Annotated in this window: 13 protein-coding genes and 1 tRNA gene; 9 read left to right on the forward strand and 5 right to left on the reverse strand. The window is 70.0% G+C overall.

All coding sequences use genetic code 11. From position 1 onward, the window contains the following. Window positions 1-86: 86 nt before the first annotated feature. A complete protein-coding gene (locus tag LZ017_RS08525; protein WP_374109903.1) occupies window positions 87-1,340 on the forward strand; it encodes a glutamate-5-semialdehyde dehydrogenase in 1,254 nt (417 codons plus the stop codon). Between the two features lie 332 nt (window positions 1,341-1,672). Here the strand turns inward: LZ017_RS08525 and LZ017_RS08530 are convergent, their stop codons facing one another. After that, window positions 1,673-2,608 carry a GyrI-like domain-containing protein gene (locus LZ017_RS08530; RefSeq protein ID WP_241396190.1) on the reverse strand — a complete coding sequence of 312 codons (936 nt, stop codon included), beginning with the start codon at window positions 2,606-2,608 and terminating at the stop codon, window positions 1,673-1,675. Window positions 2,609-2,674: 66 nt separating this feature from the next. Beyond that, complete coding sequence (locus tag LZ017_RS08535; protein WP_241396191.1) at window positions 2,675-4,234, reverse strand: mucoidy inhibitor MuiA family protein; 1,560 nt, start codon at window positions 4,232-4,234, stop codon at window positions 2,675-2,677. Window positions 4,235-4,322: 88 nt separating this feature from the next. Here LZ017_RS08535 and queC point away from each other — a divergent pair, with 88 nt between their 5' ends. Beyond that, entirely contained in the window at window positions 4,323-5,072 is a 750-nt protein-coding gene (gene queC / locus LZ017_RS08540; protein WP_241396192.1) for a 7-cyano-7-deazaguanine synthase QueC, read from the forward strand. Next, the gene (locus LZ017_RS08545) at window positions 5,069-5,614 is read left to right on the forward strand and encodes a LemA family protein (protein WP_241396193.1); all 546 of its coding nucleotides are present in this window, start codon (window positions 5,069-5,071) and stop codon (window positions 5,612-5,614) included. Before queC ends, LZ017_RS08545 begins: the two co-directional genes overlap by 4 nt. Before the next feature lie 24 nt (window positions 5,615-5,638). On the opposite strand, the gene LZ017_RS08550 is transcribed toward LZ017_RS08545, so the two are convergent. Both LZ017_RS08550 and folE read right to left on the reverse strand, forming a co-directional pair. Beyond that, window positions 5,639-6,061: a BLUF domain-containing protein gene (locus LZ017_RS08550; RefSeq protein ID WP_241396194.1), complete on the reverse strand. Its 423-nt coding sequence runs from the start codon at window positions 6,059-6,061 to the stop codon at window positions 5,639-5,641. A gap of 30 nt (window positions 6,062-6,091) precedes the next feature. Continuing rightward, on the reverse strand, window positions 6,092-6,808 hold the full coding sequence (gene folE, locus LZ017_RS08555) for a GTP cyclohydrolase I (RefSeq protein WP_241396195.1): 717 nt from the start codon (window positions 6,806-6,808) through the stop codon (window positions 6,092-6,094). Between the two features lie 119 nt (window positions 6,809-6,927). On the opposite strand from folE, the gene rsmB reads away from it, so the two are divergent. The 6 genes from rsmB (at window position 6,928) to LZ017_RS08585 (ending at window position 13,397) form a co-directional block, all read left to right on the forward strand. Continuing rightward, complete coding sequence (rsmB, locus tag LZ017_RS08560) at window positions 6,928-8,313, forward strand: 16S rRNA (cytosine(967)-C(5))-methyltransferase RsmB (RefSeq protein ID WP_374109900.1); 1,386 nt, start codon at window positions 6,928-6,930, stop codon at window positions 8,311-8,313. Between the two features lie 8 nt (window positions 8,314-8,321). Further along, window positions 8,322-8,945 (forward strand): DUF4390 domain-containing protein, encoded by a 624-nt coding sequence (locus LZ017_RS08565; protein WP_241396197.1) that lies wholly within the window; start codon window positions 8,322-8,324, stop codon window positions 8,943-8,945. 10 nt (window positions 8,946-8,955) lie between these two features. Then, window positions 8,956-11,205 carry an ATP-binding protein gene (locus tag LZ017_RS08570; RefSeq protein WP_241396198.1) on the forward strand — a complete coding sequence of 750 codons (2,250 nt, stop codon included), beginning with the start codon at window positions 8,956-8,958 and terminating at the stop codon, window positions 11,203-11,205. Between the two features lie 13 nt (window positions 11,206-11,218). Continuing rightward, the gene (locus LZ017_RS08575) at window positions 11,219-11,959 is read left to right on the forward strand and encodes a response regulator (protein WP_241396199.1); all 741 of its coding nucleotides are present in this window, start codon (window positions 11,219-11,221) and stop codon (window positions 11,957-11,959) included. Window positions 11,960-12,025: 66 nt separating this feature from the next. Next, a tRNA-Phe gene (locus tag LZ017_RS08580) sits at window positions 12,026-12,101 on the forward strand. Window positions 12,102-12,797: 696 nt separating this feature from the next. Further along, a complete protein-coding gene (locus LZ017_RS08585) occupies window positions 12,798-13,397 on the forward strand; it encodes a hypothetical protein (RefSeq protein ID WP_241396200.1) in 600 nt (199 codons plus the stop codon). Here LZ017_RS08585 and LZ017_RS08590 read toward each other — a convergent pair. Next, a complete protein-coding gene (locus tag LZ017_RS08590; protein ID WP_241396201.1) occupies window positions 13,394-13,879 on the reverse strand; it encodes a tyrosine-type recombinase/integrase in 486 nt (161 codons plus the stop codon). The genes LZ017_RS08585 and LZ017_RS08590 overlap by 4 nt on opposite strands.

Genomic DNA, 13,879 nt, shown 5'->3' on the forward strand with positions numbered 1-13,879 from the left:
CGCGCGCCATCGTTCAGAATGGCGGCATGAGCACGTCTTCCCCCGACCAGACCCGCCCCGCCGTCGACCCCGAGCTGGGCGCGCTGATGCAGCGCATCGGCCGCCAGGCCCGCGCCGCATCCACGCTGATGGCCGCCGCGTCCACCGCCGCGAAGAACGCCGCGCTGCGGGCGCTGGCGCGCCGCCTGCGCGAGGCCGGCCCCGCGCTGGCCGCCGCCAACGAACGCGACCTGCGGGCCGCGGTGGCCGCCGGTCTGGAAGCGCCGCTGGTGGACCGTCTGCGCCTGACGCCCCAGGTCATCGCCACCGTCGCCGAGGGTTGCGAGCAGATCGCCGCGATGCCCGACCCCATCGGCGAGATCACCGGCGTCAAGCGCCGTCCCACCGGCATCAGCGTGGGCCAGATGCGCGTGCCGCTGGGCGTGTTCGGCATGATTTACGAGAGTCGGCCCAACGTGACCATCGAGGCCGCGTCGCTCGCGATCAAGAGCGGCAACGCCTGCATCCTGCGCGGCGGCTCCGAGGCGCTGCACACCAACCTGGCGCTGGCCGCGCTGGTGGCCGACAGCCTGCGCGAGGCCGGCCTGCCCGACACCGCGGTGCAGCTCATCCCCACGACCGACCGCGCCGCGGTGGGCCTGCTGATCGCGATGCCGGAGCATGTCGACGTCATCATCCCGCGCGGCGGCAAGGGCCTGATCGAGCGCATCAGCCGCGAGGCCCGCGTGCCGGTGATCAAGCACCTGGACGGCAACTGCCACAGCTATGTCGACGAGCAGGTCGACCTCGAGCAGGCGCTGGCCGTGGTGGACAACGCCAAGACGCAGAAGTACAGCCCCTGCAACGCCACCGAATCGCTGCTGGTGCATGCGGCGCAGGCGGCCGCCTTCCTGCCGCGCATCGGCGCCGTCTTCGCCGCCAAGGGCGTGGAGATGCGCGCCTGCCCGCGCAGCCTGGCGCTGCTGGGTCCGCTGCCCGGCGCCCGGCTGCAGCCCGCCACCGAAGAGGACTGGTCCACCGAATACCTGGCGCCCGTCATCAGCATCAAGGTGGTGGACAGCCTGGACGAGGCCATCGCCCACATCAACCGCTACGGCTCGCACCACACCGACGCCATCCTGACCACCCACCATCCCCACGCCATGCGCTTCCTGCGCGAAGTCGACTCGGCCAGCGTGATGGTCAACGCCAGCACCCGCTTCGCCGACGGCTTCGAGTACGGCCTGGGCGCCGAGATCGGCATCAGCACCGACAAATTCCACGCCCGCGGTCCGGTCGGGCTGGAGGGGCTGACGTCGATGAAGTGGGTGGTGCTGGGGCAGGGGGAAGTTCGTCAATAAGGTGGTGCCCCCGGCCCAGCGGGTGCGCTGGGCCGCCCCCCGAGGGGGCGGAGACGAAGGCAGGGCATGCCCCGCCTTCATCTCCCGATGGGCCGGCTTGGGGCGGCCCGGCACTCGGCCCGAAATACGCCGCAAACATCGTCGGGATCGCTGGCATGAGGCCCGGCGAGCGACTCAAGGCCTGAGCGTTGGCGTGGCCCGGGTGGTCGTCGGGCCACCTCTCGGTGCCCGGCGCAGGCCTCGGTCCAATCGCATACAGGCCCTCTTCGTTGGTGACGCTCCTGCCGGGCCCCACGAAGAAAGTGCCCCGGCCGCCCGCGCCCCCAGCGGCTTCAGCCCGCCAGCGGCAGGTGCAGCAACAACTCCCCCTGCTGCGCCGGCACATCCGGAAAGAGGGTCAGGCGTTGCAGCCAGGCGGGCCGGTCCACGAGTTCACAGCCGCTGGCGGGCAGCCAGTGGCCGTACATCCAGCGTAGGGCCCGCTCCAGCATCGCGTCCGGCCCGACCACGCGCAGCACCGCATGCGGGCCGCCGGGGATCACCGCGGCCTGCAGGCCCTGGGGATTGGGCTCGACCGCGCCGTCATAGGCCACCGCCAGCCCGAAGCGAAAGTCCTGCGGCGCCACGGCCTCGGGGTCGTCGTAGAGCAGGTTGTAGGTGGCGGCACGCTCGGGGCTGAGGCGCCGCTCGCGCCGCCAGGCGATGAAGTCGCCCAGCGACGCGGCCAGTTGCGCCGGCGGCCCACGATGCACCCGCAAGGCCACGGGGATGTCAGGCAGGTGGACGCGCCGGACGGCGTCGATCTGGAAAAGGCTGTCGTTCATGGTGGCGTGCTCCGCATCGTTCAGTTGACGCTCCAAGGCCGCCCAGCCCGCGCAGGCGGCCAGCCGCAGCGGCTCGCGCCGCAGCGCCGACGGTGAGAGGCCCAGCTCGCGACGAACGGCACGCGCGAAGGCCTCGCCACTCTCGTACCCGCTGCCCAGCGCCACGTCCAGCACACGCAACCGAGGCCGGTGCAGCAGCTGCAGCACGGCACGCCGCAGCCGCGAGAGCTGCACATAGCGCGCCAGCGGCAGTCCGCACCAGGCGCTGAACTGGCGATGGAAGTGGCAGGGCGAGCTGTGCGCCAGCGCGGCCAGCGTGGCCAGCGAATGCGCCGCGTCGGGCCGCGCATCCACCTCGCGCAGGACCCGCGCCAGGCGCTCGCGCCAACGGGCGCGCGCGGCACGCTCGGGCGGCGCGCCTTCGGCGGCATGGGGGGCATTCATGCGGTCGTTCATCGTGACGCCACTGTGCCCTGCGGCCACGCCGCCGGCCTGACCGGGCTTGCGCAATCAGCGCCAGCCGCTCATGACCGCGTCCTTGGGGCTGCTGACCGTGTAGTCGGCCTCGAAGCGCTGGGACTGGCGCGGCGCCAGCTGCAGCGACCACAGCTGCAGCCCCGGCTGTTCGCGCCAGTTCGCCTGCGAGGGCGTGGGCGAGAAGCGGCGCTGCAGCTTGATGTCGTCGTGCTGCGCCACCGGCGCGGCCTCCAGCACCTGCAGCGCGATGGGCTTGTCGCGCAGGTTTTCCACCACCCAGGCGCGGCGCAGACGCTGCTCGCGGCGGCTGCCGACAAAGCCGGTGTCGGCGCCCTCGCGCTGCTCGGGCTCGACGCGGACGCGCAGCCGCTCGTCGACGCCAAAGAACAGGTCCTGCACCGCATCGCCACTGAACTGCAGCCGCGACTGCCCCACCAGGCTGCCGTCGCGATAGAGCTGCAGGGGGCCGGCCGGCCAGCTGCCCTCGGGCCGCGCCAGCTCGGCCACCAGGTAGGCGCGCGCATCGCGCTGCGGCAGCACGCGCGAGGCCAGCGTCACCGCCGGCTGCACGCGGCCCAGCGCCACCACCAGCGGCCGGCCATTGCCGCGCAGGCTCACGCGGCCGGCCAGCTCGTATTCGGTGGCGAACTCGCCGACAAAGACCGCTGGCTCGAAGACGCGCGAGCCGGTCACTTCCACCTTGGCGAGCGCGGCGGCCGGCGCCGGTGCCGCGGCCATCGCGTAGGCGGGCGCCGCTTCGCTGCGCGGGTCGCGCAGGTCCAGGCGCCAGGGTGCCAGGGCGCCCGGCGACACCGCCTGGCGCGGCTGCACGGTGGACAGGCGCAGGCGAACCTCGGACCAGTCCTCGCCGCTGGACTGCGCGATCTCGGCCAGGCGCTCCAGCTGCAGCTGCGCCGCCGCGCTGTCCAGATGGGCGCGGTACTGCGGCTGCCAGCCGGCCTGGCGCACGCGGTAGCTCAGGCGCAGTTCGGTGCCCTGCGGGGCCGACAGGCGCAGCTGCACCACGCTGACCTGCCCCTCGGCGCGCTCACCCTCGTCGCGCAGCGCGCGCAGCTGGCGGTCCAGGTCCTCGATGCGCTGCTTCACGCCCTGCTGCCGGACCAGGGCTTCCTGCCCCTGGCGGCGCACCGACTCCAGCAGCGCCGGCAGCCCCGCCACGGCGCCGCGCGGCTCGGTGCTGCTCCAGCCCTTCAGCGCGCCCAGTGCCAGGTCCAGTGCGCCCAGTTCGGCCTCGGCGGCGGCACGTTGCGCCTCCAGCTCGCGCAGGCGCGGATCGCGGCGCTGGCATTCGGGCAGCTGTTCGCGCGGCAGTTGCAGGATCTGCAGCTCGCCCAGGGCCACGCCGGGGCCGGCCTGGACCTGCAGCGAATCGCGCTCCAGATGCTCGGACAGGCAGGCAAAGCGCGCCTGCGCGGCGCCCGCTGGCACGCGCTGCACGCGCTCCACCTGCGCGCCACCGGGGAACAGCAGCACCTGTTCGATGCGGCTGCCCGCGTCCTGCGACTGGGCCTGGAGCGGAATGCAGGCCAGCGCCAGCGCGGCCAGGATGCAGGGGCGGGAACTCAGGGTCATCGCGGACTCTCCGGGATTGCAGGGAGGGGCAACGGTAGCATGCAGGCCCTGGCACACTTGCGCCCTGACCTCGCCGCCCGCTCCGCCCATGTCCGCCCCCACGACCACCGCCTCTCCCCACGCCGCCACGGCCCGCAAGGCCCTGGTGCTGTTTTCCGGCGGGCAGGATTCGACCGCCTGCCTGGCCTGGGCGCTGCAACGCTATGCCGAAGTCGAGACCCTGGGCTTCGACTACGGCCAGCGCCATCGCGTGGAGCTGGACTGCCGTGCCGAGGTGCGGCGCGAACTCGCCGCGCGCTTCCCCCAATGGGCGGCGCGCCTGGGCGAGGACCACCTGCTGGACCTCGCGCTGCTGGGCCAGATCTCCGACACCGCGCTGACCCAGGCGCGCGCGATCGAGCTTCAGGCCAACGGCCTGCCCAACACCTTCGTGCCCGGCCGCAACCTGCTGTTCCTGACTTTTGCCGCGACCCTGGCCTACCGGCGTGGCGCCTCGGTGCTGGTGGGCGGCATGTGCGAGACCGACTTCTCCGGCTATCCCGACTGCCGCGACAACACGCTGAAGGCGCTGCAGGTGGCGCTGAGCCTGGGGCTGGACACGCCCATGACGCTGGAAACGCCGCTGATGTTCCTGACCAAGGCGCAGACCTGGGCCCTCACCGAGCAGCTGGGCGGCGCCGCGCTGAACGCGCTGATTGAGGAACACACCCACACCTGCTACCTGGGCGAGCGCACCCTGCGCCACCCCTGGGGCTATGGCTGCGGCAGCTGCCCCGCGTGCGAACTGCGCGCCCGCGGCCACGCCGAATACCTCGCCGCCCGCGCCCCCCACCCATGACGCCATGGACCTGGTCCGCCTGGATCCTTGTCGCCCTGCTCGTGTTCTGGGGCATAGGCGCCTACAACCGTGTGATGGGCCTGCGCAACGCGATCGCCAAAGCCTATGCGCAGTTGGACGAGGCCCTGGTGCAGCGCGCCGCGGCCTGCGAGAAGCTGCTCGCGCTGCTGCGCCCGCGCATGGCCAGCGAGCAGGCCACTTTCGACACGCTGGATTCGGCCCAGGCCGACGCACTGGCGGCGGCACGCGCGGCACGGCCGCGCCCCTATGCGGCCGACCCGGTGGCGCAGCTGGCCGTCGCAACCGCCGTGCATGCGGCGGCGGTGACGCGGCTGATGTCGCTGGTGGAACACCACCTGGAACTGGCCACCGACCCCGAGGTGGCGCCGCTGGTGGATGAGCTGAAGATGGTGGAGCGCCAGCGCGCCTTCTCGCGCCAGGTCTTCAACAAGGCGGTGGCGCAGTACAACGAGGCGGTGGGCCAGTTCCCCACCCGCGTGCTGACCAGCTTCTTCGGCTTCAGCGAGGCGCGCAGCCTGTGAGGGCCGGCGCGGCGCGGCACACGCTCAACCGCACTCGATCGCGCCGGAGCTGAGCAGCTCCTCGAACAACGCGGTCAGCGCGCGCCCGCTCATCGCATAAGGGTCCAGGCGCTGGCTGCTGCTGTACTTCAGCACCAGCGCGGGATTGAGGCGCTGCAGATTGACCTGCCCCATGGTCCAGCCGGCGAAGCGGCGTTCCTGGATCTCGTCGTAGCTGAGCAGCACCAGATCCCCGTGGCGCTCGTCGCCCATGATGTATTTGTAGCGCGCGTTGACGGCGTCGCGTCCGCCTTCCAGCACCTGGATGAACTGCCCTTCGCTGAAGCAGAGCAGGCCGGTAATGCCTTCGGCATGGTTGTGCTCCCGCGACTGGCGCAGGATGGCGGCCAGGTCGGCGGCGCCGAGGGCGCGCGTCGCGCGGCTGGCATAGACAAGGCGGACGAGCATCAGGAACTCCTTGTGGGTGCAGGCCCGGGGTCAGGTCTTGCGGATCAGAGACAGGAACTCGCGGCGCAGGTTGGCATCCTTCAGGAAGGCACCGCGCATCACACTGTTGATCATGGTCGAGTCCATGTCCTTGACGCCGCGCCAATGCATGCAGAAATGGTCGGCATCCATCACGAGGGCCAGGCCATCGGGCTGGACGCGGCGCTGCAGCTCGTTGGCGAGCATGGTCACGGCCTCCTCCTGGATCTGCGGACGGCTCATCACCCAGTCGGTCAGCCGCGCATACTTGGACAGGCCGATCAGGTTGGAGTGCTCGTTGGGCAGCAGGCCGATCCACACCTTGCCGATGATGGGGCAAAGATGGTGCGAGCAGGCGCTGCGCACCGTGATGGGGCCGACGATCATCAGCTCGTTCAGGCGCTCGACATTGGGGAAGTCGGTGACCGGCGGCGCGGCCTCGTAGCGCCCGCGGAACACCTCGCGCACGAACATCTTGGCGACGCGCTTGGCGGTTTCCTGGGTGTTGTGATCGCCCTCGGTGTCGATCACCAGCGCGCGCAGCACCTCCTGCATCTTGGCCTGCACCTCGGCCTGCAGTTCGTCCAGCTCGCCCGCCGCGATGTGTTCGGAGATGTTGTCATTGGCGTGATGGCGCTGGCGCGCATTGACCAGGCGATAGCGGATGCGTTCCGAGGCCGGCAGCGCGGCCAGTTCCGCCTCGCTCAGGATGGGTGAGCCTTCGTTCATGGTGGTCCTGCGGTTCTGACCGCGGCATTGTCCTGGCAAAGGGATGTCCTTGCATCGCGGGGGGCCAGCGTCCGCAGTGGCGCCGACCGCCGCGCGGACACCCCGATACACTGCGGCCCGTGTCCGCTTCCCCATCCCCCCTCGCCCCGGCCCGCGCCCCGTCGCTGGCGCGCCTGTTGCTACAGACCGCCCAGGCGGTGCAGGCGGTGCGCGCCGGCCGCTCGCTGACCGAATGGCTGGCGCAATGCCCGGGCGAGCTGCGCCCCGGGGTCCAGGCCCTGAGCTTCACCGTGCTGCGCCGGCTCGGCGCCGCGCAAGCACTGCGCCGCCGCCTCGCGCCACGCAATCCGCCGCCGGCGGTGGACAACCTGCTGCTGTGCGCGCTGGCGCTGCTGTGGCCCGAGGATGCCCCCGCCTATGCCCCGCACACGGTGGTGAACCAGGCGGTGGCGGCGGTGCGCGAGCGCGCCGCGCCGAGCAGCGCCTTCGTCAACGCGGTGCTGCGCCGCTTCCTGCGCGAGCAGCAGGCGCTGCTGGCCGAGCTGCGGCAGGACCCGGTGGCGCTGTACAACCATCCGTCCTGGTGGGTGGACATGCTGCGGCGGGACTGGGGTGAACTCGCCCCCGCGCTGCTCGCGGCCAACAACGAACGCGCGCCGATGACGCTGCGCGTCAACCGCCTGGGCCCCGCATCGGAGCCCACCGCCGGCCACGACCGCCGCGCCGACTACCAGGCCCGTCTGGCCGCGCAAGGGCTGCCCTCCCAGGCGCCCCCGCTGCCACTGCTGGACCAGGCCCTGGTGCTGGACCATCCGGTGCCGGTGCAGGAGCTGCCGGACTTCGCCAGCGGCGCCGCCTCGGTGCAGGACGCCGCGGCGCAGCTCGCCGCGCCGCTGCTGATCGGCGGCCCCGGCACTCCCTGGCCGATGCTGCCGGCCGGCGCCCGCGTGCTGGACGCCTGTGCCGCACCCGGCGGCAAAACCGCCCATCTGCAGGAATTGGCGGGCAACCGGCTCGATCTGCTGGCGCTGGACGCCGACGAGAAGCGGCTGCAACGGGTGCGCGAGAACCTTGCGCGGCTGCGCCTGGACGCCCAGGTCCGTGCCGCCGATGCCGGCGACACCGCCGCCTGGTGGGATGGGCGCCCCTTCGACGCCATCCTGCTGGACGCGCCCTGCAGCGCCTCGGGCATCGTGCGCCGCCACCCCGACGTGCGCTGGCTGCGCCGTGACAGCGACATCGCCGCGCTGGCGCGCACCCAGGCGCGGCTGCTGGACGCGCTGTGGCTCTTGCTCAAGCCGGGCGGTCGCCTGGTCTACGCCACCTGCTCGGTCTTCAAAGACGAGGGCGAGCACCAGACCGACGCGTTTTTGCAACGCCACGCCGACGCCAAACGCCTGGAGCTGCCGGGCTGCACCGGCCACCTCCTGCCGCTGGCCGACAATGGGCCATCGTCCGTCCCGGCGCTGGACGGCTTTTATTACGCCCTGCTGCACAAGGCCTGACCCCGTCCGTGTCCACCCCCTACGCCCTGCCCACCCTGCCGCAGCGCCTGTTCGCCGCGCTGCGCCGTGCGCCGCTGTGGCTGGCGCTGCTGCTGGGCCTGTGGGCAGGAATGGCGCCCGCCCAGGGCATCCAGCTGCTGCACCTGGACAGTGAGCGCGCCGAGGACGGCGGGCTCAACCTGGGCTTCAGCACCCGCTTCGAGCTGCCGCGCACGGTGGAAGACGCGCTGTCCAAGGGCGTGCCCATCTATTTCACCGCCGAGGTCTCGGTCTACCGCAGTCGCTGGTACTGGCGCGACGCCCGCGTGGCACGCGCCTCGCGCAGCTGGCGCCTGAGCTGGCAGCCGCTGACACGCCAATACCGCGTCTCCACCGGCGGCCTGCACCAGAGCTATGAAAGCCTGCCCGAGGCCGTGGCCTCGCTGCGCGGGCTGTCGGGCTGGCGCATCGCCGAGGCCCGCGACCTGGAGGACGACGGCCGCTACTACCTGGAATTCAGCTACCGGCTGGACTCCAGCCAGCTGCCCAAGCCCATGCAGATCGGCCTCGGGCTGCCGCATGGCTGGAACCTCGCGATCGAGCGCAGCCTGACCCTGAACCTGGAAGCCGCCGCGGTCAAGACCACGCCATGAGAGTCATGCTGTGAGCAAGGGCGCGCGCCTGGCCTGGCTGGCCTCGCTGTTCGCCATTTCCGGCGCCAGCGCGGTCCTGGCCTTCCTGCTGTCGGTCAGCACCACCGCGCAGCGCGGCTTCTTCGAGCGCCATTACGACTGGCTGTTCTGGCTCAACGTCGCGGTGGCGACGCTGCTCACCGTGGTGATCGTCGCGGCCGGCGTGCGCCTGGTGCTGCGACTCAAGCACGGCCGCTTCGGCAGCCGGCTGCTGCTCAAGCTGGCCGGCATCTTCGGCATGGTGGGGCTGGTGCCCGGCCTGCTGATCTACACCGTGTCCTACCAGTTCGTGAACCGCAGCATCGAGAACTGGTTCGACCAGCGCCTGGCCAGCGCGCTGGACGCCGGCCTCACCCTGGGCCGCGGCACCCTGGACAACCTGGTCAACGACCTGGGCAACCGCACCCGTGGCGCCGCCGACCGCTGGACCGAGACCGGCACCTCGCCACTGGCGCTGGAGCGGCTGCGCGACCAGCTTTCGGCGCGCACCGTGGCCGTGGTCGGCAGCAACGGCCAGGTGCTCACCAGCGTGGGCGGCGAGCCGAACGCGCTGACGCCCGACCGGCCGTCCGCCAGCCTGCTGCGCCAGGCGCGCACCGCCGGCGTGGCCACCCAGCTGGAGGGCCTGGAGGACGAGAACCTGGCGCTGCAGGGCCAGGCGCGCATCCGCGCGCTGGCGCTGCTGCCTTCGCTGGAGCTGCAGCTGGGCAGTTCCGACCGCTATCTGATGGTGGTGCAGCGCCTGCCCAGCAGCGTGGTCGCCAACGCGCTGGCGGTGCAGACCGCCAACGTCGAGTACCAGGCGCGCGCGCTGGAGCGCGACGGGCTGCGCCGCATGTACCTGGGCACGCTGACCCTGGTGCTGGTGCTCGCCGTGTTCGCCGCCTTCCTGCTCGCCGTGGCGCTGGGCAACCAGCTCGCGCGCCCGCTGCTGCTGCTCGCCGACGGCGTGCGCCAGGTGGCGCAGGGCGACCTCACCGCCAAGCCCGTGTTCCGCTCGCGCGACGAACTGGGCGGCCTGACACGCTCCTTCGCGGACATGACCCAGCAGCTGTCCGACGCTCGCAGCCTGGTGGACCGCAGCCTGACCCAGCTGGAGAGCGCACGCACCCACCTGCAGACCATCCTGGACAACCTGACCGCCGGCGTCATCGTGTTCGACGCGCAGCGCCGCATCGAGACCGTCAACCCCGGCGCCACGCGCATCCTCAAGCTGCCGCTGTCGGCCTATGTCGGCCGCCGCCTGGACGAGGTGCCCGAGCTGCAGGACTTCGCCCGCGCCGTCTGGCAGCGCTTCGAGCTGCAAAGCCCCGAGGCCGGCGAGCGCGACCACTGGCAGGAGTCCTTCGAACTGCCGCTGGACCCCAGCAACGCGCTGACCCTGCTGGTGCGCGGCGCGGCGCTGCCCCAGGACGCACGGCTGATGGTGTTCGACGACATCACCGAGGTGGTGTCGGCGCAGCGCTCCGCCGCCTGGAGCGAGGTCGCGCGCCGCCTGGCCCACGAGATCAAGAACCCGCTGACCCCCATCCAGCTCTCCGCCGAGCGGCTGCAGCACAAACTGGAAGCCAAGCTGGAAGGCGCCGACCAGTCCATGCTGGTGCGCTCGGTCGGCACCATCGTGAACCAGGTGCAGGCGATGAAGCAGCTGGTCAACGAGTTCCGCGACTACGCCCGCCTGCCCGCCGCCAAGCTGGACCCGCTGGACCTCAACGCCCTGGTCAACGAGGTGCTGGCGCTGTACATCCCGGCACAGGAGTCCGGCCATCTGCGCGCCGAGCTGACCACCGAGCCGCCCGCCATCCTGGGCGACGCCACCCAGCTGCGCCAGGTCATCCACAACCTGGTCCAGAACGCGCTGGACGCCGTCACCGACCGGCCCGACGGCCATGTGCTGGTGCGCACCCAGAAGGCGCTCAACGACGCCGGCGAGCTGCGCGCGCTGCGCCTGGTCATCACCGACAACGGCCCCGGCTTTGCCGAAAGCGTGCTCAAGCGCGCCTTCGAACCCTATGTGACCACCAAGACCAAGGGCACCGGCCTGGGCCTGGCGGTGGTCAAAAAGATCGCCGACGAACATGGGGCGCGCATCCGGCTCGCCAACCTGGGAACCGAGGACCAACCCTCAGGCACGCCGACAGGCGCACAAGTTTCGTTATCATTTTCAAAACTCGCGACTGCACCGGGCCCTCTGCAGGACACGAAGCCGCAGCCCGTGTGAACAGTAGGCATACATGGCAACCATTCTTGTTGTAGACGACGAACTGGGCATCCGTGCCCTGCTGTCAGAAATCCTCTCCGACGAGGGCCACACCATCGAGCTGGCGGAAAACGCCCAGCAGGCGCGCGCCTATCGCGAGCGCATGCGCCCCGATCTGGTGCTGCTGGACATCTGGATGCCCGACGTGGACGGCGTCACGCTGCTCAAGGAATGGGGCAGCAACGGCCAGCTGACCATGCCGGTCATCATGATGAGCGGCCACGGCACCATAGACACCGCGGTGGAGGCCACCAAGTTCGGTGCCATGGCCTTCCTGGAAAAGCCCATCACGCTGCAGAAGCTGTTGCGCGCCGTGGAGCAGGCGCTGGTGAAGACGGCGCCGCGCCCGCTGCCGGCCGCCGCCGCGCCCGTGGGCCTGCCCACCTACACCCGGCTCGATCCCGGCGTGGGCGCCGGGGTTGCCGCGATGCCGGTGATGAGCGGCGGCCACAGCCCCGCCCTCATGGGCAACCTGCCCAGCGCCACCCTGCCCAGCCAGGGCCTGGCCTCCGAGCAGCTGTTCGAACTCGACCGCCCGCTGCGCGAGGCGCGCGACGCTTTCGAGAAGAGCTACTTCGAGTTCCACCTGGCCAAGGAGAACGGCTCCATGACCCGCGTGGCCGAGAAGACCGGCCTGGAGCGCACCCACCTGTACCGCAAGCTGAAGCAGCTGGGTGTGGATCTTTCGCGCAACAAGCGCAACAGCGGAATTTAGTGTTATAGTCTCTGTCTTCGCTGATCGACGCGCCTCGCAAGAGGGTCGCGGCGGCAGACAGAACAAGGCCAAGTAGCTCAGTTGGTAGAGCAGCGGATTGAAAATCCGCGTGTCGGTGGTTCGATTCCGCCCTTGGCCACCAGAATTCCCGAGTGCCCACAAGCACTTACAGAGAGCCCCGCGCAGTTCGACTGTCCGGGGCTTTTCTACAATCTTCGCGACCATCTACAAATCCGCGTTCGAGCCACCTGGGGGGGGCATTGCGTTGGTGACTGAAGCGAACTGGCCGACCATCGTGCAGGGAAGCGAGGCGCCCATGTTTAGAGGGGCCGGCGACGGAGCTCTCGCATGCGTCGGTTGCGGACACATCCTTATTGATGGGTACATTCCAAGGCTCTTCGCAGCAGTGGACCTAGAGTGCTTTCGCTGTCAGCGGATTACTCGGACACCCCAATGGCCAGCCGGCGAACCTTTGCCTTTCAGCGTTGTTTCGTTGGGAGACGCAGGTCGCTTTCGTATAGCAGGTACCGTCGATCAAAGGGGTCGCGCGGTTGTCCTCGCGCCCGCTCAAGAAATCGCAAGGGTTACTAGGGAGAGCGGGATTGGTGCCCCCCCAGCAGCCAGCCCATTGGAAATTAGTCCCGAAGGGCTCGCCGCGCTTGAAGTGACGCTGGGCGAGACGTTGGACGGTTTCCAGAGCTGTATGCGCCGTGTCAGAAACGCTATGCAGAGAGGTAACCAGCGATTCATCGAGTGCCCTCCGGCTTGGGCGTTAGCCTGGCTTCAGCAATGCGTCGCTGCCAGGGCGCTTGACCTTGATACGGTGGATGGAGTCGCGTTGGCGACGCTGCATACCCTGCTGGGCCTGCTGCCGCGTTGGCAGCACCACGAACGGTTTCCCGCCATTCGTGCGGCGCTGCTGTCTGAGTTCAATCACTCCATGGCGCAGTTGATCGCGGCGAGCTATTTGGCCGAGGCCGGAAATCGGATTGGTTTTGGAGAGCCGAGAGCTGGCGGCGGCAGGAGTCCGGACATGTTCATCAACTTGGATGCAGATCGCAGGCACAGCATCGAAGTCAAGGCTCCGGCGGAACTGCAGTGGCCTGTGACGATGCCGAGTGAAGACCGGCTCGCCCGTATCGTTGAGGAGAAGCTTCGGGCGACACGCGGTCAGATTACGCAAGACGGCGGAGGTGTCCTTGTCCTCGGGGCGTCAATTGCTGAGCCCGGATTTGGGGCCATGATCCGACGCGTCATCGAGCAACTGGCGCAGAACGATCGGATACCAACTCGAATATCTGGTATCGCTGTAGTGAGTCGCTCACTTCGTCCTGACGTCAGGTTCGCCCTGAGTGCGTTGGATCTGACGACGAACTCTGAAGTATTTGCGATCAGGAACGCCAGGTATGACGGCCCAGGCGGGCTTTCCGTTGGCTAGCGCAATGGTCTAACCCGCTCACCGATGCGTGTTCTGACGTAGTGCTCGGTCATTTCGCGATTCCGATGGCCGAGCAGCTTCTGCGAATGCGCCAAGTCGCCCGTGTCGGTTGCCGCCTTGGCCCGAATGTCCCGAAACTGGAACTCCACGCCGGCCGCGCGCCGCGCCTTGTCGAAGCGTGAGCGCAGGCCGAAGGTGCCCAGCGGCTTGCCGTCATCATCCTGAATCAGCCAGGCGCTCAGGCGCTCGCGCGGTCTGGCCCCGATGCGCTCGATCAGCGCGGCCAGCTCGCCGGTGATCTCGATGGCGCGCTTGGCCTTGGTCTTGTTCTGCACGATCCACAGCGCGCCGTCGCGCAAGTCCTCGCGCTTGGTCTTCAGCACATCGGCTGGCCGCTGGCCGGTCAACAGAGCCAGGTCCATCGCGTCGCGCAGGGTCTGGTCCGCCTTCTCCCACACCGCCCGGAATTCGTCGTCGCTCAC

This window comes from Pelomonas sp. CA6 (genome assembly GCF_022549225.1).
Taxonomy (GTDB): Bacteria; Pseudomonadota; Gammaproteobacteria; order Burkholderiales; family Burkholderiaceae_C; genus Roseateles.

Coding starts and splice junctions, on each gene's coding strand:
- LZ017_RS08525 (WP_374109903.1), top strand. CDS start 87: ATGCAGCGCATCGGCCGCCAGGCCCGCGCCGCATCCACGCTGATGGCC.
- LZ017_RS08530 (WP_241396190.1), bottom strand. CDS start 2,608: ATGAATGCCCCCCATGCCGCCGAAGGCGCGCCGCCCGAGCGTGCCGCG.
- LZ017_RS08535 (WP_241396191.1), bottom strand. CDS start 4,234: ATGACCCTGAGTTCCCGCCCCTGCATCCTGGCCGCGCTGGCGCTGGCC.
- queC (WP_241396192.1), top strand. CDS start 4,323: ATGTCCGCCCCCACGACCACCGCCTCTCCCCACGCCGCCACGGCCCGC.
- LZ017_RS08545 (WP_241396193.1), top strand. CDS start 5,069: ATGACGCCATGGACCTGGTCCGCCTGGATCCTTGTCGCCCTGCTCGTG.
- LZ017_RS08550 (WP_241396194.1), bottom strand. CDS start 6,061: ATGCTCGTCCGCCTTGTCTATGCCAGCCGCGCGACGCGCGCCCTCGGC.
- folE (WP_241396195.1), bottom strand. CDS start 6,808: ATGAACGAAGGCTCACCCATCCTGAGCGAGGCGGAACTGGCCGCGCTG.
- LZ017_RS08575 (WP_241396199.1), top strand. CDS start 11,219: ATGGCAACCATTCTTGTTGTAGACGACGAACTGGGCATCCGTGCCCTG.